This window comes from Sphingobium sp. B8D3B (assembly GCF_025961875.1).
GTDB lineage: Bacteria > Pseudomonadota > Alphaproteobacteria > Sphingomonadales > Sphingomonadaceae > Sphingobium.
This window is the reverse complement of the sequence record NZ_JAOQON010000001.1, coordinates 1,048,515-1,068,981: the sequence shown is the minus strand read 5'-3', so window position 1 is coordinate 1,068,981 and position 20,467 is coordinate 1,048,515. Positions and strand designations below refer to the sequence as shown.

Annotated in this window: 20 protein-coding genes and 1 pseudogene; 2 read left to right on the top strand and 19 right to left on the bottom strand. The window is 63.7% G+C overall.

Annotated features, from left to right (window positions below; all coding sequences use genetic code 11):
* Position 1: 1 nt before the first annotated feature.
* From M2343_RS04975 to M2343_RS04965, 4 genes and pseudogenes are all read right to left on the bottom strand, one after another.
* Positions 2 to 514, bottom strand: coding sequence for a DUF3237 domain-containing protein (locus tag M2343_RS04975; protein ID WP_264575814.1), 513 nt, complete (start codon positions 512 to 514; stop codon positions 2 to 4).
* Positions 511 to 951, bottom strand: a complete 441-nt coding sequence (locus M2343_RS16715; RefSeq protein ID WP_413716039.1) for a tannase/feruloyl esterase family alpha/beta hydrolase — start codon at positions 949 to 951, stop codon at positions 511 to 513. The genes M2343_RS04975 and M2343_RS16715 overlap by 4 nt, the downstream gene beginning before the upstream one ends.
* 90 nt (positions 952 to 1,041) lie before the next feature.
* A pseudogene (locus M2343_RS16710) lies at positions 1,042 to 1,950 on the bottom strand (tannase/feruloyl esterase family alpha/beta hydrolase); the annotation flags it as partial.
* A gap of 218 nt (positions 1,951 to 2,168) precedes the next feature.
* Positions 2,169 to 3,092 carry an SDR family oxidoreductase gene (locus M2343_RS04965; protein ID WP_264575812.1) on the bottom strand — a complete coding sequence of 308 codons (924 nt, stop codon included), beginning with the start codon at positions 3,090 to 3,092 and terminating at the stop codon, positions 2,169 to 2,171.
* 73 nt (positions 3,093 to 3,165) lie between these two features.
* Here M2343_RS04965 and M2343_RS04960 point away from each other — a divergent pair, with 73 nt between their 5' ends.
* Positions 3,166 to 3,894 (top strand): nuclear transport factor 2 family protein, encoded by a 729-nt coding sequence (locus tag M2343_RS04960; RefSeq protein ID WP_264575811.1) that lies wholly within the window; start codon positions 3,166 to 3,168, stop codon positions 3,892 to 3,894.
* A 23-nt stretch (positions 3,895 to 3,917) separates the two neighbouring features.
* Here M2343_RS04960 and M2343_RS04955 read toward each other — a convergent pair whose 3' ends face one another.
* From M2343_RS04955 to M2343_RS04920, 8 genes are all read right to left on the bottom strand, one after another.
* On the bottom strand, positions 3,918 to 4,280 hold the full coding sequence (locus M2343_RS04955; RefSeq protein WP_264575810.1) for a cupin domain-containing protein: 363 nt from the start codon (positions 4,278 to 4,280) through the stop codon (positions 3,918 to 3,920).
* The gene (locus tag M2343_RS04950) at positions 4,267 to 5,016 is read right to left on the bottom strand and encodes an IclR family transcriptional regulator (protein ID WP_264575809.1); all 750 of its coding nucleotides are present in this window, start codon (positions 5,014 to 5,016) and stop codon (positions 4,267 to 4,269) included. The genes M2343_RS04955 and M2343_RS04950 overlap by 14 nt, the downstream gene beginning before the upstream one ends.
* 49 nt (positions 5,017 to 5,065) lie before the next feature.
* Entirely contained in the window at positions 5,066 to 5,944 is an 879-nt protein-coding gene (locus tag M2343_RS04945; protein ID WP_264575808.1) for a 3-keto-5-aminohexanoate cleavage protein, read from the bottom strand.
* Between the two features lie 56 nt (positions 5,945 to 6,000).
* Entirely contained in the window at positions 6,001 to 7,614 is a 1,614-nt protein-coding gene (mdlC, locus tag M2343_RS04940) for a benzoylformate decarboxylase (RefSeq protein WP_264575807.1), read from the bottom strand.
* Between the two features lie 231 nt (positions 7,615 to 7,845).
* On the bottom strand, positions 7,846 to 8,964 hold the full coding sequence (locus tag M2343_RS04935; RefSeq protein ID WP_264572800.1) for an NAD(P)-dependent alcohol dehydrogenase: 1,119 nt from the start codon (positions 8,962 to 8,964) through the stop codon (positions 7,846 to 7,848).
* Positions 8,965 to 9,011: 47 nt separating this feature from the next.
* A complete protein-coding gene (locus M2343_RS04930) occupies positions 9,012 to 9,860 on the bottom strand; it encodes an SDR family NAD(P)-dependent oxidoreductase (RefSeq protein ID WP_264575806.1) in 849 nt (282 codons plus the stop codon).
* A gap of 29 nt (positions 9,861 to 9,889) precedes the next feature.
* Positions 9,890 to 10,300, bottom strand: coding sequence for a VOC family protein (locus M2343_RS04925; protein WP_264575805.1), 411 nt, complete (start codon positions 10,298 to 10,300; stop codon positions 9,890 to 9,892).
* Positions 10,301 to 10,463: 163 nt separating this feature from the next.
* Positions 10,464 to 13,040 carry a TonB-dependent receptor gene (locus M2343_RS04920; protein ID WP_264575804.1) on the bottom strand — a complete coding sequence of 859 codons (2,577 nt, stop codon included), beginning with the start codon at positions 13,038 to 13,040 and terminating at the stop codon, positions 10,464 to 10,466.
* Positions 13,041 to 13,343: 303 nt separating this feature from the next.
* On the opposite strand from M2343_RS04920, the gene M2343_RS04915 reads away from it, so the two are divergent.
* Positions 13,344 to 14,483: a cobalamin-independent methionine synthase II family protein gene (locus M2343_RS04915; protein WP_264575803.1), complete on the top strand. Its 1,140-nt coding sequence runs from the start codon at positions 13,344 to 13,346 to the stop codon at positions 14,481 to 14,483.
* A 60-nt stretch (positions 14,484 to 14,543) separates the two neighbouring features.
* On the opposite strand, the gene M2343_RS04910 is transcribed toward M2343_RS04915, so the two are convergent.
* The 7 genes from M2343_RS04910 to M2343_RS04880 all read right to left on the bottom strand — a co-directional run bounded on the left by M2343_RS04910 (position 14,544) and on the right by M2343_RS04880 (position 20,466).
* Positions 14,544 to 15,791, bottom strand: a complete 1,248-nt coding sequence (locus tag M2343_RS04910) for an MFS transporter (protein ID WP_264603865.1) — start codon at positions 15,789 to 15,791, stop codon at positions 14,544 to 14,546.
* 106 nt (positions 15,792 to 15,897) lie between these two features.
* On the bottom strand, positions 15,898 to 16,362 hold the full coding sequence (locus M2343_RS04905) for an acyl-CoA thioesterase (RefSeq protein WP_264575801.1): 465 nt from the start codon (positions 16,360 to 16,362) through the stop codon (positions 15,898 to 15,900).
* Positions 16,359 to 16,802, bottom strand: a complete 444-nt coding sequence (locus M2343_RS04900) for a nuclear transport factor 2 family protein (RefSeq protein WP_264575800.1) — start codon at positions 16,800 to 16,802, stop codon at positions 16,359 to 16,361. The genes M2343_RS04905 and M2343_RS04900 overlap by 4 nt, the downstream gene beginning before the upstream one ends.
* Positions 16,799 to 17,824, bottom strand: a complete 1,026-nt coding sequence (locus tag M2343_RS04895; protein WP_264575799.1) for an aldo/keto reductase — start codon at positions 17,822 to 17,824, stop codon at positions 16,799 to 16,801. The genes M2343_RS04900 and M2343_RS04895 overlap by 4 nt, the downstream gene beginning before the upstream one ends.
* A 68-nt stretch (positions 17,825 to 17,892) precedes the next feature.
* Positions 17,893 to 18,285 carry a hypothetical protein gene (locus M2343_RS04890; protein WP_264575798.1) on the bottom strand — a complete coding sequence of 131 codons (393 nt, stop codon included), beginning with the start codon at positions 18,283 to 18,285 and terminating at the stop codon, positions 17,893 to 17,895.
* Between the two features lie 152 nt (positions 18,286 to 18,437).
* Positions 18,438 to 19,385, bottom strand: a complete 948-nt coding sequence (locus M2343_RS04885; RefSeq protein WP_264575797.1) for a Gfo/Idh/MocA family oxidoreductase — start codon at positions 19,383 to 19,385, stop codon at positions 18,438 to 18,440.
* A gap of 172 nt (positions 19,386 to 19,557) precedes the next feature.
* Positions 19,558 to 20,466, bottom strand: coding sequence for a class III extradiol dioxygenase subunit beta (locus tag M2343_RS04880; protein ID WP_181559639.1), 909 nt, complete (start codon positions 20,464 to 20,466; stop codon positions 19,558 to 19,560).
* Position 20,467 lies beyond the last annotated feature (1 nt).

Genomic DNA, 20,467 nt, shown 5'->3' with positions numbered 1-20,467 from the left:
CTTACATCGCCCGGTAGAAGCGGATGCGGACGGCGCTCACCTTGCCGCCCGCCATCACCGGCTCCAGCGTGCCGAGAAACGCGCTCTGCCCCAGCCACTCATATTTGCCGAGCGGTGCCTCGAACACCGGGTGGGTGCGACCGGGCCGAGGCTTGCCGTCCTTGTCCGGCCCGCACAACGTGCCCTTGTTGACCACGTTGATGATCACGCCATCATCGGTACGGATCATGTAATCGGCCTTGATGTCCGTGCAGCCATCGCTGCGCCGCAACTGCCAGTCCCATCCGCCGGGAATGATTGTGCCCTTGATGCCCGGCCCTTCAAACGTCCCGCCGGTGATCGGAATGATCAGGCGCTCGCCATAGGGCGTCTTCCCGGCCGGCATGGCCGGCGAGAGCGTGACCACCTCTTCAAAGGCGAACTCCAGGCTGGGCTTGCTGGGGTCAGCGTCGGCGGCATGAGCCGGGAGCGCCAACGCGGATATCAGCGCGACTGCACCGAGGCCGCGGCTCATGGCTTTTCCTCCACGTCAGGTTGGGTGCAGGTGAAGCTGCTGGCCTTCGTGGCATCGCCGCCGGTATAGCGCGCATATCCCGGGAACGGGCAGAGCGGACGACTGGCCGATCCATCGCGCCGGCTCGCAGTCACGCCTTCCGGCACCTTGCCTTGCTCGACCCAGTCCACCACGGCGCCGAGCAGATCGAACTGGTCGAAGGCATTGCCGCCGCCGCAATGGGCCATGCCCGGCACCATGTAAAAGCGGCTCGCCTTGTCCCATGCCTCGCCATTGGTTTCGGATGCGCGCAGCCAGTAATCCCACGTATCCCAAGCCGAGAACCAGGGATCGCTGACGCCATGGAAGAAGAGGATCTTGCTGCCTTTGTCGAGAAAGGTGTTGAGGTTGGTCCAGTAGGATGTGTCGGTAAGCCGCTGCTGGGCGTTGTTGCGCACCTCGTTGATGCGGGCATCGAGATCGATCGTGAGGTCGCGCAGCGGCGGGCCGAACACGCCCGGCGCGCCGGTGGTGATGTAGCCGGAGACCGGACCAGAGGTATCGACGATGCCGGTATCATAAGGCACCGGTGCATAGAGCGGGTAGCCGGATTTGTCGCGCGGCCCGGCAAAGGCGCGCTCAAGGGCCTCGACCTGCGCCTTGCTCAGGCACGAATCCGCCTTCGCGCCGGTGCATTGCAGCCGGGCAGGCTGGAAGCGGCATTGGCCGACATTCTCGATCATCCCGTCCTTAAGGCCATCGAGGCCGTCGCACTGGTTGAGCAGCCCCTTGAGGATGAGCTGGCGATCCGCCGGCGAGAAGGTCCGGTCGATCAGGGGCGCGCCCTTGTTATCCTTGGGCGCGGCCTGGTTGAACATCACCTGCGCATAGCTCATGCCGAGGTTTGAATTGCCGGTCCGCATGGCCGGCGCGCCGACCACGATTCCATCGAACAGCTCGGGATAACGCTGTGCGGCGAGCATGCCCTCCCGGCCGCCGGTCGAGCATCCGGTCATGTAGCTGCGCGTGGCCGATTTGCCGTAGAAGCCCTGTGCGATCGCCTTGCCGGCGAGCGTGACGGTGCGCACCGAACTCTCCGCAAAATCGAGCGTCGCGCGCTGATCGACCATGAAGGCGTTGTCGAACACCGCGCCTTTGTGGCCGCTGTCATGGCTGAGCACCGCAAAGCCGCGGGAGAGGGCAGGGCGGTTGCCGGCCGCGACCGGACCGATCGGCTCGCGAATGCTGCCATTCAGTCCGCCGCCGCCCATCAGAAGGAAGCGACCGCTCCAATCCTTCGGCAGCGCAAGGGCGAAGCCGATGCCATAGGTCTTGCCACCGGCGCCCGTGCGCTGGTTGATGACGCCATCCACGCGGCAATGTTCAGGAAGCACTAGCGTCGCGGGCGGCTCGCCCGGTGGCGGCGGCGCCTTGGAGGGGCCGGCCGGTACCAGCATGGCGCTGGTGATTTTCACCTCGGCGCCGAAATTCTGGCTGGTGAGCGCCGCACAGCGCTGGGCCGCGTCCTGTGCGGCTGCAGGCGTCGGCGCAAGGGTGGCGCCGGCCAGCAAGGCGGCCAGAGAGGCGATGGATTTGCCGTTCATATATTCTCCCCTGTCTTTGCGTCTTATTGGATCGTCACCGTCGCGTACGCAAGGCGCTCGGCAGGTTCCGGTCAGGTCAGGTCGCTCAAGCCGATCTTTGCGCCCTCCAAAGCGGCCCTGTTGGCGGCCCGGCGCATCCGCTCGACCTCAAGGCGCGCCGGCGGCGCGACTTCATCCGGCAGGGCGGCGAGGCTGGTTTCGTAGATGTCCTTGAAGTCTTCCGCAAATTCGGGGTGGGTGAAGATCAGGCCCCGGTTCTCGACCATGCCGGCAAAAATCTTCTCACCGGCCTCCAGAGGGTCCACGCCATTCTCGAAAGCGGTCGCGAACTGGCGGATTTCCGCCTCGTCCACCGGTGCGAAACCGCTGCCCGAAAATTCGGCCGGGCGCTTGAGCGCGGAGAGCGCCGCATCCGTCGCGACCAGCGCCGGGCAGACCAGCGAGACGCCAATGCCATAGGGCACCAGATTATAGCGCAGGCACTCCGTCAGGCCGCGCACGGCAAATTTGCTGGCGGTATAGATCCCGGCTTGCGGCCCGGAGAGATAGGCCGCCATGCTCGCGACGTTGACCACATGGCCGCCTTCGCCGCTCGCCTTGATCTTGGGCAGGAAGGACACGATGCCGTTCACCACTCCGCCAAAGTTGACGCCCATGATCCAGTCATAGTCGGCAAAGCTGGCTTCATCGGTGGGGCCGAAGACGGAGACGCCGGCATTGTTTACCAGCACATGGCAGGCGCCGAAATGGTCGACGACCTGCTCTGCCGCCTGTTGGAACGCCGCCCGGTCGGTCACGTCGAGCTTGATCCAGAGCGGCACTTCCCTCCCGCGCTCCTCGAACCATTTGGTACAGCGCGCGCGCTGCTCTTCATTGCGGTAGGAGAGGGCAAGGCGCATGCCGGCGTTGCTGAAAGCCCGCGCAATCCCGAAGCCGATTCCGGTGCCCGCGCCGGTGATGAACGCGACTTTTCCGGACCAATCCGTGCTGCTCATGATGACTCTTTCCTCTCGCCGGCTATTTGTGCTTTGTTAGCAAAACATACAGTCAAAGAGAGAGGAGTCGATAATGTCTGAGGTGGAATCGCGCCTGGCCAAGCTGGAAAAGAAGGTTCAGGAACTCGAAGATATCAACGCGATCCGTCGGCTCCAATGGGCCTATGGCTATTATATCGACTATAACCGCCCCGAGGAGGTTGCCGGCCTCTTCGCCAAGGAGGGTGTGGTTGTGTTCCTCTCCGGCGAATATGTCGGATATGAGGGCGTGATGCGGCTCTATGGAACATGGTTCCAGAACCTGTTCACCGGCGGCCGGCGCGGCCCGGTTCATGGCCTGTTGCTCGATCATTTTCAGTTGCAGGACGTGATCACCATTGCCGAGGATGGCCAGACCGCCAAGGGGCGCTTCCGCGGCATTCTCGCCGGTGGCTGGCATGACGACGCGCTGCACGAAAAGCCCGAAGGGGTGCCGCAGCAATTCTGGGAGTCCGGCATCTACGAGAATGACTATGTCAAGGAAGACGGCGTCTGGAAGATCAAGCGCCTCGACTATATGATGCAGTGGCAGGGCGACTATGAGAAGGGCTGGGCGCACACCACCGCGCACCTGCAGCCGGCGCAGAAGCCTTATCCAGAAGATCCCAACGGCCCCGACCGCATCCTGCCCGAGAAGGAAGTGCGGCAGACCTGGCCGCACCGCTACGAAGTGCCGATGAGCTTCGCGCATCCGGTGCTGGGCCGCGCCTTCATCATCGAGAATTTCACGCCGATGATGACCAAGCATCCGCGCGGCAACTGATCGGCTACGCTCCGCCCGGCAGTTCAGTCTGCCGGGCCATCCTGCGGGAAATGCACAGCCAGCCAGACGGTCGGCGGTGCCGCCTGCGTCCAGACGACCCGATGACGGACATGAGCGGGAATGAGCAGCGCATCGCCGGGTGACAGCGGGCATTCGCCACGGTCCTCCAGCCAAAGCCGGGCCGCGCCGGCCATCAGCATTACCCACTCGTCATGCGGCTGATCGTATGGCGCGACCTCGGGCGTCACTTGCCCCTGCGACACGATCCGCTCGATCCGGGCGCCTGCCTTTTCGAGGATCAGGTCGAAGACTTCCTCGACGCTGGCATCGGGAAGCGGTGCGAGGAGGTTGATGACCCCCTGCGCCTTGCCTTCATTCTCCGCCAAGGGCCTGGGCCGCCTGGGTGAGCAGGACGGCCGCGCGCTCCTCAAGCTCTGATGTAGCCCGCGCAACCGGGATGGCGGCGCTGATCGCGCCGACCAGACTCCCGCCCACATGCACGGCATGGCCGATGCCGATGATGCCGGGGGTGAACTCTTCAGCAGTGCGCGCAATACCGGTTTGCGCGATCTGTGCCAGTTCGCGGCGCAGCTCTGCCTCGGCAGTGCGCGTCTGTGGCGTGAACGCGGCGCGACTGGCCGCCGCGAAATAGGCGTCCAACTCCTGCGGATCGAGCGCGGCCAGAATGGCCTTGCCGGCGGCAAAGGCATGGAGCGGGACTAGGCGGCCAACCTCGATGGTATAGCGCAGGGCTTGCGGCGCCACTTCCCCCGCAATCGCCTCCATATTCTCACCATGGCGGACGAAGAAGGAGACGGTCTCGTTGAGTTGCCGCGAGACTGATCTCAGCACCGGATAGACCCGGTCCTTGAGCGGGATGGCCTCGGGCGCTGGGTTTAGACGGGCGAGCGCTGGCCCGGGCGAATGGAGTCGGCCGCTGCGCAGCAGATAGCCGCGCTCGACCAGCGTCCCGAGCAGATAGGAGAGGCTGCTGACGGGAATCGCCAGGGAGAGCGCAATCTCGGCAGCACTGACCGGACGGCCACTGCTGACGACATATTCCAGAATGTCGAGCGTCCGCGTGGCCGATTTGACCGACGAGGACTCCGCCTTCGCTTCCATGCCGCGATCCCCCAATAGCCGTCGGCGGGCCTGCCCTATTGTGCCCGCCTCACTGCTTAAGCCCGAGCATCTGCCGGGTCTCACCCGGCGTGGCAAGCTCACCGCCGATCTTCTCAAGAATCTCGACGCCCTGCCGCACCAGATCGGCATTGCTCTGCGCCAGCACGCCCTTGCGCAGGTAGATCGTATCCTCGAAGCCAACGCGCATGTGCCCGCCGAGCAGCACAGACTGCGCCGCCATGGGGAAGCTGTGGCGGGAAATGCCAAAGCCGGTGAAGGGCGCGCCGCGCGGAATCTGGTTCTTGGAATACATCATCGCCTCCGGCGTCGCGGGCAGGCCATATTTGGTGCCGAGCACGAAGGTGAAGGGTGCGTTCTTGGGAATGAGGCCTTTGGCCATCAGATCGTCCGCGAAGACGAAATCGCCGGCCTCGAAGCATTCGATCTCGGTCAGCACGCCGGCATCCTGCAGCATGGTGCCCATCTTACCGACGATCATCTCCAGATTCATTGCGATGCCGCCCCACAGGTTCATGGTGCAGATATCGAGCGTGCACATGTCGGGCTTGAGGTCGAGAATATGCTCGATCCGCCGCTCCGCAGTGAACATCAGGGTCTTTTCGATGTCCGGCATCGCCGGCTCCTCGGCGCTCTTGGGGAACCACATGCAGCCCGGGCCGGTCGTGACGTTGAGGATCACGTCGGTGTTCCTTTCCCGGATGAGGCTCACCACCTTGCGATAGTCGTCCATCTCCTGGCTCGGCGTGCCATCTTCGCCATTGCGGACATGGACATGGATGATCGACGCGCCGGCCTCGGCCGCATCCAGCGCTTCCTGCGCCACATGCTCGGGGCGGAAGGGAAAGTTGGGATGCTTGGGCATCGGCGATGCGCCGGTGATCGCGCAGGTAATGAATGTCTTGCTCATCTTTTTCTCCTATCGGACACCGGCGCTCGCCGCTCATGCTGCGCGCAGCATAAGCCTCAGCGCGCCCGTTCCACCATGACTTCCAGCAAGCGGGGGCCGCTGCCGGCAAACAGATCCCGGATCGCATCGTCCAGCGCTGCGGGGTCGGAAACGCGCGCACCGGGCACGCCCATGCTCTCACCAAGCTTCACGAAATCGATACCCGGCAGCTTGCTGCCCACCACCTCGATGTCGAACAGCGCACCGAACTGGTCGAGCGCCGCATAGCCGCCATTGTTGACGATGAGGAAGCGCACGTCGAGCTTAAGGTCGCCCGCCGTCCAAAGGCCCTGAATCGAATACATCGAAGACCCGTCGCCCAGCAGGCACAGCACCGTGCGGTTCGGTTGCGCAAGGGCAGCGCCGACCGCAGCAGGCAGCGCAAAGCCCAGCCCGCCGCTGGCGGTGGCCATGAACTCATCCTCGAGCCGGATCGGGAAATGATCGTGCAACGGCCCGCGCGTGCTCGGCGCTTCCTCGCTGATGATGATGCCCTTTGGACGCAGGGCATCGAGGCGCTGCATCAGATAGGGCTCGAAAATGGCGGCGCCATCGGGGCTTTCGGCGGCATGGCTCGCGGGAGGTGCTGGCGCCTTCCGGGGTGCAGCATTGGATGCAGCATTAAGGCGCGCAATCGCATCCGCGACATTGCCGACGATAGCGGTGCCGACCGGCGTGCGGGCTGCCGTGGCGGGATCGTCCACAATCTGGATGATCTGCGCGCCCTCGGGCACATAAGGGCCGAAGCCCTCGACATGATAAGTGAAGACCGGCGCGCCCAGCACCAGTACCAGATCATGGCCATCCAGCGCGCCCACAATGGCTTCACGCGAAGCCGGGAGGAAGCCCGCGAACAGGGCATCGTCCTCCGGGAACACGGCGCGGGCAGCCATTGGCGCGACCCACACCGGCGCCTGATGCGCCGTCGCCAGCGCATGGAGCGCGGCGCGCGCATTCTCGCGGCCGACGCCAGCGCCGGCGACGATCACCGGCGATTTCGCGGCGTTCAGTGCGTCCGCGGCGGCACCGATGAGGGCAGGGGACGCCATCGATTCCTGAGAGACAGTCGAGGTGCTGATCGGCTGGCAGGCGCGATCCCAATCGTCGATGGGCACCGAGACGAACACCGGACCGCGCGGCGCCTGCATCGCCATATGATAAGCGCGCAGGATGGCCAACGGCACATCCTCGGCGCGCGCAGGCTCGCAGGTCCATTTGACGAAGGGTTGCGGAAACTCCGTGGCGCGCTCGGCATAGAGGAACGGGTCGTAGGGGAAGATGCTGCGGGCCTGCTGCCCTGCGGTGATCACCAGCGGCGTCTGGTTACGGAACGCGGTGAAGATGTTGCCAAGCGCATGGCCCGTGCCGGCAGAGGAATGCAGGTTAACAAACGCAGCATTGCCGCTCATTTGCGCGAAGCCGTCCGCCATACCGACGACGACGCTTTCCTGCAGGCCCAGGACATATTGGAAATCCTGTGGCATGTCGCGGAACAACGGCAGCTCAGTCGAGCCGGGATTGCCGAATAATGTCGTCATGCCGAGATCGCGCAGCAGGCTCATCACGGCATCGCGCACCGTCGGTCCTTCGACTGCCTTGGGCTTCTCGACTGCCAGACCCCGCGCCGTCATGCCGCCGCTCCCATGATGTTTGTTGCTGCCGTCATTGTCATTCTCTCTATATATGAAATTATCACATACGCGAACGCATAATCGCGCCTGCGGCAGGGCCGTCAGCCCACGCAAAGTAATTAACATGTTCAGCAAAAGATGGAAGCGGCAACGCTAGCTCGTCACCGCATGGCCGATCCAAGCCACACCCGAAGAAGAACGGGCGCGGCTTGTCGAGGATCAGGCCACCGGTCAGGCATCCATCACAAGAACGGGCTTCACCACCGCGCCGCTCTCGCCGGCATGGAAGGCTTCATCGATCTGGGCAAACGGGAAGGTCTTGATGAGCCGGTCATGCGGGAAACGACCCGCAAGATGATGGTCGATCAACTCGGGCAGGAAGCCGAACAGATCGGAATCGCCACCCAGGATTCCCATCAGCCGCTTGCCGCCACCCATGAAGGCTGACTCGTTGAGTGTCAGATTGGCGGCGGGGTCGGATGCACCGACGATGCCGACGATGCCAAGCGGCGCAATCAGTCCGGCGGCGCTCTCGATAATCGCCTTCAGACCCGTCGTATCGAACGCATAGCCCAGACCCTGCGGGCAGAGTTTGCGGATTTCCTCCTCGGCATTGCTGGTTTTGCCGTTGATCGTGTGGGTCGCGCCCAGTTCGCGGGCCAGCGCGAGGCGATTATCGTGGATGTCGACGGCAATGATCGGGTTCGCGCCCGCGATCTTGGCGGCCATGATCGCGCCGAGGCCGACAGCGCCCGTGCCGAAGACGGCGATGGGCATGCCGGCGCGCACCTTCATGCTGCGCAGCACGGCACCGGCGCCGGTCATGAAACCGCAGCCGAGCGGCGCGAGGGTCGAGAGGGGTACATGGGCGGCGCTTTCGGGCACCTTCACGACGTTGCGGGCATGGCCGATGGCGTGAGTGGCGAAGGAAGACTGGCCAAAGAAATTCGCATTCACGCCCTCGCCATCGCGATGCAGCGTGTGGCTGCCGTCCGGCCTCGTGCCGATCCAGTTCTCGGGCACGAAATTGTAGCAATAAGTGGGCTTGTCGACTTCACAGCTCGGGCAGGTGCCGCAGCTGTTGAAGCTCATCAGCACCCGGTCGCCCGGCTTCACATGGGTCACCTCGGACCCGACCTTCTCGACCACGCCGGCGCCTTCATGGCCCAGCACCATGGGAAGCGGAGTCGGGAGCTGCCCATCGCGTGCGGCCATATCGGTGTGGCAGATGCCGCAGGCGTGGATGCGCACCAGCACCTCGTCAGCGCGCGGCTCGTCCAGCGTCACGGCTTCGATAGCGAACGGCGCTTCGCCGCCCTTGCAGATGGCGGCCTGTGCGGATGTGGTCATGCGTGTCACTCCTGTTCTGGTCTTGGCTTGAGGCAGCGCGATATTGCTCAGCCGAGCCGGCCGAGCGACATGCCGCCATCGATCATCATTTGCGCCCCGGTTACATAGCTCGATGCATCGGAGGCAAGGAACAACGCCAGCGGCTTGATCTGATATGTCTCGGCAATCCGCCCCATCAGGGTCGCGTCGTCCCAGGCCTTGCGAACCACGGGATCCTTGAGCGATCCATCCGCGATGTTTGTGACGAACGGCCCGGGCAAGATGGCGTTGACGCGGATCTGATAGGCCCCCAGCTCCAGCGCGAGATGGCGCACCATGTGGCTGACCCCGGCTTTGGACGGCATATAGGGCATCGGCACAATCGGCTCGCAGATCACGGCGGCGTTGGACGAGGTGGCGATGATCGAGCCGCCTTTACCCCCCTTCTTCATCAGCCGCGCAGCATCGCGCATCGTATTGTAGGCGCCGGTCAGGTTGATCGCGATGATCCGGTCCCAGATGGCCGGATCGTAGGTGTCGATCTGGCCCTGCGGGTCGCGGCCGCCTTCTGGCTTCCAGAAGCCGGGGCCGATCCCAAGGCCGGCATTGGCAAAGGCGATGTCCAGTCCGCCATAAGCAACCTCATGTGCATCAAACACCTGGGTGCTGCGGGCGCGGTCGGAGACATCGAGCTCGTCGGCGCGCACCTCATAGCCTTGCGCCCGCAGGCGGGCTGCTTCCCGCTCGGCGGAGGCGCCATCGACATCCGTCAGCGTGACCCGTGCGCCGGCTTCCGCCATCGCCTCGGCATAAGCGAGGCCGATGCCGGAGGCAGCGCCTGTCACGAGCGCGCTGCGCCCCGCGATGTCGAACTGCTCAAGTGCCTTGGGCGGCTGTCCCGTGCCAGCGTCGGTCATTCTGTGCAGTCCTCTCCGGTTAGGCGCGTTCAGGCCGGGTCTTGGTCGAACACATTCAGTTCGATCTGCACGCCCGTGGGATCGTGCAGGAAGACCTGCGTCATCTTGATCACCTCGACCCGATTCTCCCGCCAGGGCACGCCATGCGCCTCGAGCCGCTCGATCAGCGGACCGAGGCCGACGCACTGGAAGGCGACATGATCGAGGCCGCCCGTCGTCCCGGTGATATTGTCATAAACCCCATGTTCGGACAGCGCGCCGGGCGTGCTGATGTGGACGATCGGATCGTCCTTGTGATCGTACATCCACCGCACCATCGTCCGGTCCAGATTGGACGGCGGATCGCGCTCCTCCAGCAGCAGAATGTCGCGGTAGAACGCCACCACCGGCGGCAGGTCACGGGTGCGGATGTTAACGTGGTCGAGCCGTTTTATGAGCATGTACGAGTCCTGTTCGCGGGAAGGCAGGCGGTCGGCTTATTGATAGTGTCCAAAGCATCTGCGGCGCAACCGCTTCCGCGCTGTTTGTGCGGCACTTGTGCGCACAATAAGATCGGGAGAGGCGACGGTGCGCCCCTCCCGATCCACTGGCTTGACGAAGCGGTCAGAAACTGCGGCGCACGGAGACCGCCCAAGTCCGCAATGGCGCAGGCACGCCCGTCACGACGCCAAGCGACGCGCTGACATCGCTCTTGGTCAGGAAGTAATATTTGTTGAACATGTTCTGCACTTCGAGCGAGACACGCCAGTCCTTGTCCGTCGTGGTGAAGGAGAGGCGCCCATTGGCGAGGAAGTTGCCCTCAACCCGGCTCCACTCAGAGTTGGATGTCTCGGTGAAGACATCGGACTGATAGGAGCCATCGAACCGCACGCTCACCGTGCCGGGCGTGATCTCATGATCATATTGCAGGCCGAAGCTGTAGGTCCATTCCGGCGTGTAAGGCGTCACCGCATCGAGCGAGATGCCGGACGTGCCGACTTCCTTATACTGGAAGTTGATGTAGCTGAGGCTCCCATCGACGGTGAAGCCCGCGAACGGATGAATGGTCGTTTCCAGCTCGAAGCCCTTGACGTCCGCCTTGCCGACATTGGTCGGCTTGAGGCAGGGCACGGATGGGCACGCCGAGAGCGTGAGGATCATGTCATTATATTTGTTCAGGAACACCGCGCCGTTCAGCCGCACGCGCCGATCGAACAGGTCGGACTTGAAACCTAGCTCATAGGTGGTGAGCGTTTCCGGGTTGAAGCTGCCGAGCTGGTTGCAGGGTGCCGGAGCGACATAGCCCGGTGCCGTGCACGAGCCCGCCGAGGGCCCGAAGAACGGCCGGGGATTAACCCCGCCGCCCTTGAAGCCTGTGGCGACTGAGCCATAGACCAGCAGTTCCGGCGAGAATCGGAAGTCGGTGGAAATCCGCCAGTCCCAGCGATCGCCCTTGAAGCTGTCGCTGACATTGTAGAGGCCGGAGAGCAGGCAGTTGGGCGTGTTGCCGATGCCGGTCGGTCCTGCGGTCGGTGCGCCCTGGAAGAACTCGCAGATCGGGAGGGACGGCAATTGCGCTGGCGTCCAGTTGCCGAACGGAACCGTACCATCCGGGTTGCGGCGGAAGTAGGTATAGGTCTTTTCATCACGCGTGTAGCGCAGGCCGCCCGAGATGCTCCATCCTTCCAGCGGCCGGATCACGCCATTGGCGAACAGCGCTTTCGAGGTGGACGGCGTGGTGTCGGGACCGTGCAGGAAGTCGATGCCGGCATAGTTCAGGTCGACACGGGCGGAGTAGGTGCCTTTCTGATCGAAGTAGAAGCCGCCGAGGGTGAAGTCGGCGAACGTGCCTAGCTTGCCATTCAAACGCAGTTCCTGGCTCCAGGCATGATGGTTGAGCTGGTTATCCAGTTGCGCCACCGGAACCGGAGTCGCGTCCTGATCCTGCCCGAAGTTCGACTGATATTCGCGATAGGAGGAAATCCACACGACATTGAGGCTGTCGCTCAACGTCCACGTCACATTGCCGTGAATGCCCCAGCCCTTGAAGTCCTGGTTCTGCAAGGCCGTGTAGGGCTTGTAGGGGGATTGGGACGTGGGCAGCATTCCATCCACGAAATTGGCGTAGCTGATGAAACGGCGGTCGCCGCCATAGGCCGAGCTGGCCAAGGAATCGCAGCCATAGGCCCCATAAGGCACGAAGGCGCAACCTACCGGCACGGGACTGCCATTCTTGCCCGGCAGCCAGGCACCGCCATTGGCATTCGTACCGGGGTTGGGGATGGCCGGGTTGAACGGATTGGGGTTGGTCGAGGTCGGCCCCGGCAGACCGGCCGCGACCAGGACGGTTGGCGCCGGCTCCGACTTATCCGACGTATAGTCCCCGGACAGGTTCACTTCGAGCGCATCGGACGGCAGCCAGCGCAGCGCGATCCGACCGGCAACGTAGGATTGGCCGCCCTGCGTCCCGACGACGGGATCCGCGCCCCGGTTGTTGCTGGCCGGCACGTTGGAGCCGGGGTGGGTCGCGCCATAATCCAGAAGTTTGAGGTAGCCATCGCGGCTCTTCGCGGCGCCAGACAGGCGGACGAACAGATTGTCGGTCACCGCGAAGTCGGCCATGCCGCGCAGATCGAGACGGTTGTAGGAGCCATAGGTGGCCTCGAGCGTCCCGCCGCCAGAACCATCGGGCTTGGCACTGAACAGCTTGATGGCGCCGCCGATCGAGTTCTTGCCCGCCAGCGTCCCCTGCGGGCCGCGAAGGATCTCGACCCGGTCCAGATCCATGAGGTCCAGCAGTGAGCTGGAGAGGGTCGGAATGTAGACATCATCAATATAGACGCCCACGCCGGGGTCGAGGGCATAGTTGAAGTCGGTCTGCCCCACGCCGCGGATGAAGGCGATGAGGCCGGCGCCGCCATTTTGCGGTTGTGGCCGCAAGGTCACGTTGGGCGACTGGTTGGCGATGTCGGCAATGCTGGTCTGTCCGCGCTGCTCCAGGAGGGCGGCGTTGACCGCCGTGATGGCGATCGGCGTATCCTGAAGCCGTGTCTCGCGGAACTGGGCGGTGACGATGATATCGCCGGTAACGTCCGTGTTCTGGGTACTTTGGGGCTGTTCGCCGCTCTGGGCATAAACCGGTGCGGCTAACGCACAGGCCAGGGCATAGGACGCAACGGATCGCGCGCAAAATCTGCGCATGGGCAATCTCCTCTCCATGTTGCCGTTGCTGATTTTCATGTCTCGTAGCGGACATGCAACGGCGTGGCGGCGGCATAACATGAGGGTTTGAGGCCAGCAATATGTGCAATAGTGTGAACAGCGGCGGGCCGGACAGCTGCCCGGGAGATGCTGAGACATCATTGGATATTGTCAACAATGGCTGTTCCCGCAAATGGCGGTAAGCCTTGCGTTTTTGGCCCGGCCTCTCTCGGGCTTGCCTGATCGAACCGGTCGTGCGAGGGGCGGCGGCATAGCGTTGAATTGAAGAAAGGGTTGAGTACTGTGATCGCAACGACACATGTCGGAAGTCTGCCGCGCGGGCCGGAACTTGTTCCCTTGCTGCTCGCGAAGGATCATGGCGAGCCGTATGACGCCGCGCAGTTCGAGACGGTTGTGCAGCAGGCCATCGACGATGCCGTTGCCAAGCAGGTCGAGGCCGGAGTCAGCATCGTGTCCGATGGCGAACTCGGCAAGGTCGGTTATTCGACCTATATCATCGAGCGTCTGGAGGGCTTTGGCGGCCACACCGATCGCAAGCCGGCGCTCGACCTCGCGCCCTTGCCGGATCTGCGCAAGAAGTTGGCCGCGATCATGGGCGATCAGGAGTTCACCCGCGCCTCGTGCATCGCACCGGTGAAGCTCAAGAACCTGCAGCCCTGCCATGACGACATTCGCCGGTTCGATCAGGCGCTCAAGGCACAGGGCAAGGGCGCACGCGGCTTCATGAATGCCGCGTCCCCCGGCCTGATCACGGCCTTCCAGCCCAATGCCTATTATGCAAGCCACGAGGCCTATCTCGCGGATCTGGTGACGGCCATGCGCCCTGAATATCAGGCGATCATCGATGCGGGCTTCGACCTGCAGCTCGATTGTCCCGACCTCGCCATGTCCCGCCACACAGGCTATCAGGATGTGAGCGACGCAGAGTTCGTGAAGATTGCCGAGGCCAATGTCGAGGCGCTGAATGCCGCCACCGAAGGACTCCCCCGCGACCGGCTGCGGATGCACATCTGCTGGGGCAATTATGAAGGCCCGCATGATTGCGACATCGATCTTGCCAAGGTGCTGCCGACGATCCTGCGGGCCCGCCCCGGCGTCGTGCTGTTTGAATCGGCCAATCCGCGCCACGAGCATGAGTGGACCGTGTGGCGGGATGCGAAGCTGCCCGACGATCTCGTGCTGGCCCCGGGCCTCATCGATAGCTGCTCGAACTATGTCGAGCATCCGGAACTGGTCGCCCAGCGGATCGAGCGCTTTGCGGGCATCGTCGGCGCTGAGCGCGTGATCGGCAGCACGGATTGCGGTTTTGGCACCTTTGCCGGCTATGGCAAGATCGATCCCGCCGTCACGTGGAAGAAGCTGCAGGCCCTGCGCGAAGGCGCCGATATTGCAGCCAAACGCCTCGCGAGCGTGCCGGCCTAATCGCAAGAACTATGATGCCGGGCCGCGCTTTCCAGATGCGTGGCCCGGCATCGGATCCTGTCAAGGCGCGGCCGCCATCCTGGCGCGTTGCGAGGGGGCGGTTTCGGTGAGGAACATCGCCACGATCCCGCCGAGGATCGCCAGCACCACCATGATCCACAAGGGCGCGGCAAGGCTGGTCGCGTCCGCCGCTACACCGGCCAGCGAAGGCGCGAAGACCCCTCCCAGGATTTCCGCCGATCCCATGGTGAGACCCAGCGCCGTCGCGGCTTGGCGCGGATCGACGCTTTCGGATGGGACGGTGGCCATAAACAACGGGAAGATCCCGTTCAGGCCCCAACCAAAGAAGAAGATCGGGACCAGCCCCCAGATCGACCCGCTCCAGTAGAGCGCGCCCAGCGGCAGGATGATGCCGAGCAGGGGCATGGCGATCATGACGGGCCGCCGCCCGATCCAGTCCGACAGACCGGAGATCGCGAAGCTGCCGATAGTCGCGGAAATGCCTAGGGTTGCGATCAGCCAACTCATTTCCGTCGGCGTGTAGCTTCTGACGCTGGTGAGGTAGATCGGCAGGAAGGTCAGGCAGATGACGAAATAGCTGACCATCAGCACGCCCAGCAGCACGCAGACCAGCACATTGCGGGTGCGCAACACACTGAGGACACCTTGGGCTTGGCCATCCTGTACCTGTGGCCGTGCCGGCGCTGCGGGCTCCTCCAGCGTGAACCAGATCAGCAGGGCACAGATGATGCCGGGAATGGACGCGAGGAAAAAGGCGTTGCGCCATCCGAATTCCAGGCCGAACCACACCAGCAAGACCGGCGCGAGAAAAGACCCAAGCAGGTTGGACCCGAAATTCTGGGCGATGCCCTGCGCAAGGCCGCGACGGCGCGGGTCGACTTCGCTGGCGACCATGGCATGGCTGATCGGCATCACGCCGCCCTCCGCCGCGCCCATCAGCATCCGTGCGCACAGCATGAAGAGGAAGCTCGTCGCCATCCCGCTCAGGAAACAGCAGAGCGAGAAGCCCAAAGTCGCGCCGACGAGCAGCAGCTTGCGATTGCCAATCGTGTCCGACAGGCGGCCGATGGCGAAGGCGGCAATGGCCCAGGTGAAGGAGAGGCCGCCCGCGAGCAGGCCGATCTGAGCGTTGGACAACCCGAGCTCGGGCTGGACGAACGGCATCAGCACGTTGAGCGCCTGCCGATCGAAAAAGACGATGCCGAAATTCAGGCTGAGCAGTCCCACCAGCCACGCTTGATAGCCGCCGCTACGCAGACGCGGCATGCCCGCATCCCCCATCACCATAAGCCCCTCCATGAGTCCTCTTGTTATGAGGGCATCATGGCGCAGGCTTTGGCAAATGGATAGCCCTCTATCGAATGGCTGTGCGCCCTCGATAGGTTGGGCAGCCTTACGCTCCCGGCAGCGCGAACCGCGCGCGAATGTCATCAGGCACGCGCTCCGCGCGCATCCCGCCCGGGCGCTCGCTGTCCCGCACGGTCCACACCCGCTTTTCGGTGCCGCTCACGCAGACATGCCCGTCCTTGAGCAGGCGATGCCGAATGGTGAAGCTGGAATTGCCGAAATCGGGCGCTTCCACCTCCAGCACCACATCGTCGCCATAGGCGGCGGGGCGCTGGAACTTGGCCGACACATCGACCATCGGAAAGCCAACCACGCCCTGGGTTTTCAGCATGTCCCGCTTGCGCACGCCAAGCGCCTTCTCGAACAGCATGATCGTGCTCTCGCCGAACATCTCGAGGAAGCGCGGCGCATAGACGATGCCCGCCGGGTCGCAATGTCCCCATTCGATGCGATAGGGCCGGGAGAGGAACGCCTGGAAGTCATCCGGCTGTGGTGCGGGTGCTCCGGTCATGCCGCAAAATCCAGACCGCCGCGCCGCTCTGCAAAGCGCCATCCCTCCGGTGTCTTGCGCAGGCGGTCCGCATAGGTACCGATCAGCGGCCCCTTGGGATCGCGCACGGGCAGCCCACCAGTGTCGCTCGCGACGCCCTGATACAGGACGATGACGGACAGCGCCGTCGCCTCGGTCTCGCTTACGACGTCCACGACCACGTTGGAAACCACATGGCGCGCCGCACGGGCCGGCCGGCTGTTGAAGGTCGCAAGAATGGCGTCACGTCCCTTTATCGGCTGATCCGGTGCGCTCGGCCGGGCCATCTGGCCATCCTCGGTATAGAGGGCCGCGACGGCATCCCAGTCGGCCGCGTCGTTGAGCAGCGTGTAGCGATTGATGAGCGTGGTGCAGTCCCACTCGATCGCCCGCCGCGTCGCGTCATCCAGTGTCACGCTCATGCCGCGTCCGCCTCCTCAGGCAGCAATTCGGTATCGATCTGCTTCTGCACCGGTGCGGGATAACGCGCGCCCGCAACCGCGCCAGGCGCGAAAATCGCGTCCACGGCCGCGATGGATTCGGGCGTAAGGGTCATGGAGGCCGCTTTCACATTCTCCTCGAGATGCGCGATGGAGCGCGTGCCGGGAATGGCGATGACCTCCGGCGCGCGTGCCAGCACCCAGGCCAGACTGAGCTGGGCAGGCGTGATGCCGAGGTCGGCCGCGACCGCGTTGAAGCGCTTGGCAAGCTTGAGATTGTGGCTGAAATTGGGTTCCTGAAAGCGGGGCATGGGGATGCGAATGTCGCCGGCCTTGAAATCGATGCTGCTGATGGCGCCGGCGAGCATGCCGCGCGCGACCGGCGAGAAGGCGACGAAGGCGATGCCGAGTTCCCGGCAGGTGTCCAGCACGGCGACTTCCGGATTGCGCACCCAGGGCGAATATTCGGACTGAATGGCAGCGACGGGATGCACGGCATGGGCGCGGCGGATGCTCGCTGCGGACATTTCGGAAAGGCCGATGGCACCGATCTTCCCGGCTTCCTTCGCGCGCACCAAAGCGCCCATCGAGTCTTCGATCGGCACGTTCCGATCGAGCCGGTGCATGTAATAGAGATCGATAAAATCGGTATCGAGCCGCTTGAGCGAGCGTTCCAGCGATCCCGTGATCGTCTCCGGCCGCCCGTCGAGCACACGCTCGCCGTCGATCAGATCGAGCACGCACTTGCTCGACAGCACGAAGTCCTTGCGGCGATGGCCAACAGCGCGGGCAATCAGGCCCTCATTCTTGCCACCGCCATACAGCGCTGCGCTGTCGAGATGCGTCACGCCGATGTCGAGCGCATGATTGAGCAGGCGCGCGCCTTCCTCCTCGCTCGGCGGGGCGTCATAAGCGTGAGAGAGGTTCATGCAGCCCAGACTGATGGCGGAGACGGCCATGTCCGCGATGCGGCGGGTGGGGAGGGGTGTCGATGGCGAAGTCATGGCCCGGCTTGTGTCGCCCCGGGCATCAAAAATCAATCCTCGCGGCGCTTTTGGCGAGGATTGCGTGCCTATCGCCGGAAGTCGAGGGCGGTTTCGGTCCAGTCCCAGAAGTCCCGTGACGCATCCTTCACATGCTGGGACGCATCGCGATAGGCGATGGGATCGTCCCGGACACGAATGACCGGCCAGTCCGCCTGATTGATGGCATTACGTGAGCGGAAAGCCGCGAGCAGACGCATGGCCTGCGTCGTCAGAGCTGGCGAGGCGAGCAGGATGGGTTCGCTCTGGAGCGCGGCGCTTACCAGCCCGAATTGCTCGACGAACTGCCGACGGAGCTGGAGCAATTCATGCATCCGCGCCGCTTGCGCGATCGTGCCCAACTGCACGATTTCAGTTTCGGTGGCAGAAAACGCGCGCAGGAGGTCCGCGAGATCTGAACTTAGCCCGGTCGCCACTGACATGCATCTCTCCCGCCGCCTATGGTCTGACGGTAGAGCGGCGCCTTAAATGGCAAAGCTTGAGAAATGACTACGGGCATGACGCCGATGATTGAGCGTCGCCAGAAATGAGGCGGTGTGCAGCCGCGAAACAGCCCACACACCGCCAGTCTTTATCAGCCGGCCTTGTGGAGCTGGACTTCCAGCTCGCCGAGCACGCGATAGCAATCGAGCACCTGTGCGACCGAGCTGTTGGGCTCGCGGCCCTCGCGGATCGCGGCGATAAACTCGCGGTCCTGCAGCTCGATGCCGTTGCTGGAGACGGCCACGCCGCTCAGGTCCACAGGCTCTTCCTTGCCGGTCACCAGATCGTCATAGCGCGCGATCCAGGTGCCATTGTCGCAGATGTAGCGGAAGAAGGTGCCCAGCGGCCCATCATTGTTGAACGAGAGGGAGAGGGTGCAGATCGCGCCGCTCTCGCTCTTGAGCTGGATGGACATATCCATCGCGATGCCCAGTTCCGGGTGCATCGGGCCTTGCACGGCATTGGCCTGCACGATCTTGCCGGCCTGATAGGCGAACAGGTCGACCGTGTGCGCGGCGTGGTGCCACAGCAGATGGTCCGTCCAGGAGCGCGCTTCGCCCTTGGCATTCATGTTCTTGCGGCGGAAGAAATAGGTCTGCACGTCCATCTGCTGGATCGCGAGTTCGCCGGCCGTAATCTTGTTATGGATATACTGGTGGCTCGGGTTGAAGCGGCGGGTGTGGCCGACCATGCAGATGAGGCCGGTTTCCTTCTGCGTGTCGATGACCGCCTGGGCGTCGGCCCAGCTGTCCGACAGCGGGATTTCCACCTGCACATGCTTGCCCGCCTTCATGCAGGCAATCGCCTGCTGGGCGTGCATCTGTGTGGGCGTGCAGAGGATCACCGCGTCCACGTCATCGCGCGCAAGCGCTTCGTCCAGTTCGGTGCCGCTGTGCTTCGCGCCATATTTGGCGGCGACTTCGGCGGCCTGATCGGCACGACGGCTGATGATCGAGACGATCTCCACACCGTCGATGTTCTTGAGGCCGTCGAGATGCTTTTCGCCGAATGCGCCGGCGCCTGCGAGTGCGATTCTCATGAGGGGGAGTCCTTTCTCCAGCTAACCCCTCCCTTTCAAGGGAGGGGCAAGGGGTGGGTGAGAGGTATCTAAACGAACGGCGGGGGCTCAATGCCCCCGAAGTCACTTCAAATGGGGTGATGGCCAGCACCACCCCAACCCCTCCTCTGAAGAGGAGGGGCCTTTGCGCGTGTCAGGCCTTCGCCATGCTGTGGCCGCTCATCACCTTGCGCGGTTCCAGCGGCGCTCCGGCCGTTTCTTCCGGCTGCAGGATCATCGCGCCGAGCGCAGTGTTGGAGGCCGGGATGTGGTAGAAGGTGTAGAGGTCACGCACCTTCTCCGGCAGCGCGCCGCGCATGATGAGCCACATGACCAGCTCGATGCCTTCCGACCCGCTTTCGCGCAGATACTGGATGTGCGGCATCTTGCTGAGCTCTGCGGGATCGCTGATCAGCTTGTCGATGAAGTTCAGGTCGAACTCCTTGTTGATCAGGCCAGCGCGCGGCCCCTGAAGCTGGTGGCTCATGCCGCCGGTGCCCCAGACGTGGACGTTGAGGTCTTCCGGGAAGCTCTCGACCGCGGCGCGGATGCTATCGCCCAGGCTGAAGCAGCGCTTGCCCGACGGCGGCGGATAGGTGACCACGTTGACCGGGAAGGGAATGACCTTGCACGGCCACTCTTCCGGCTCGCCGAAGATCATCGAGAGCGGCACGGTGCAGCCATGGTCGACGTCCATCTGGTTCATGATGGTCATGTCGAATTCGTCGAGGATCAGGCTCTGGGCGATGTGCCAGGCGAGGTCCGGATGGCCCTTCACGTCGGGCACGGGGCGCGGGCCCCAGCCTTCGTCCGCCGGCTTGAAGCTCTCGGCGCAGCCGATCGCGAAGGTCGGGATGATGTTCATGTCGAACGCCGAGGCGTGGTCGTTATAGACCAGGATCACAACGTCGGGGGTATTGCCCGGCTGCTTGATCCACTCCCGGATCGGCTCATAGCCCTTGAAGACCGGACCCCAATAATCGTTGTCGCTGGTCTTGGTTTGCATCGCCGCGCCGAGCGCAGGAATGTGGCTGGACGTAATGCCCGTGGTAACGCGTGCCATG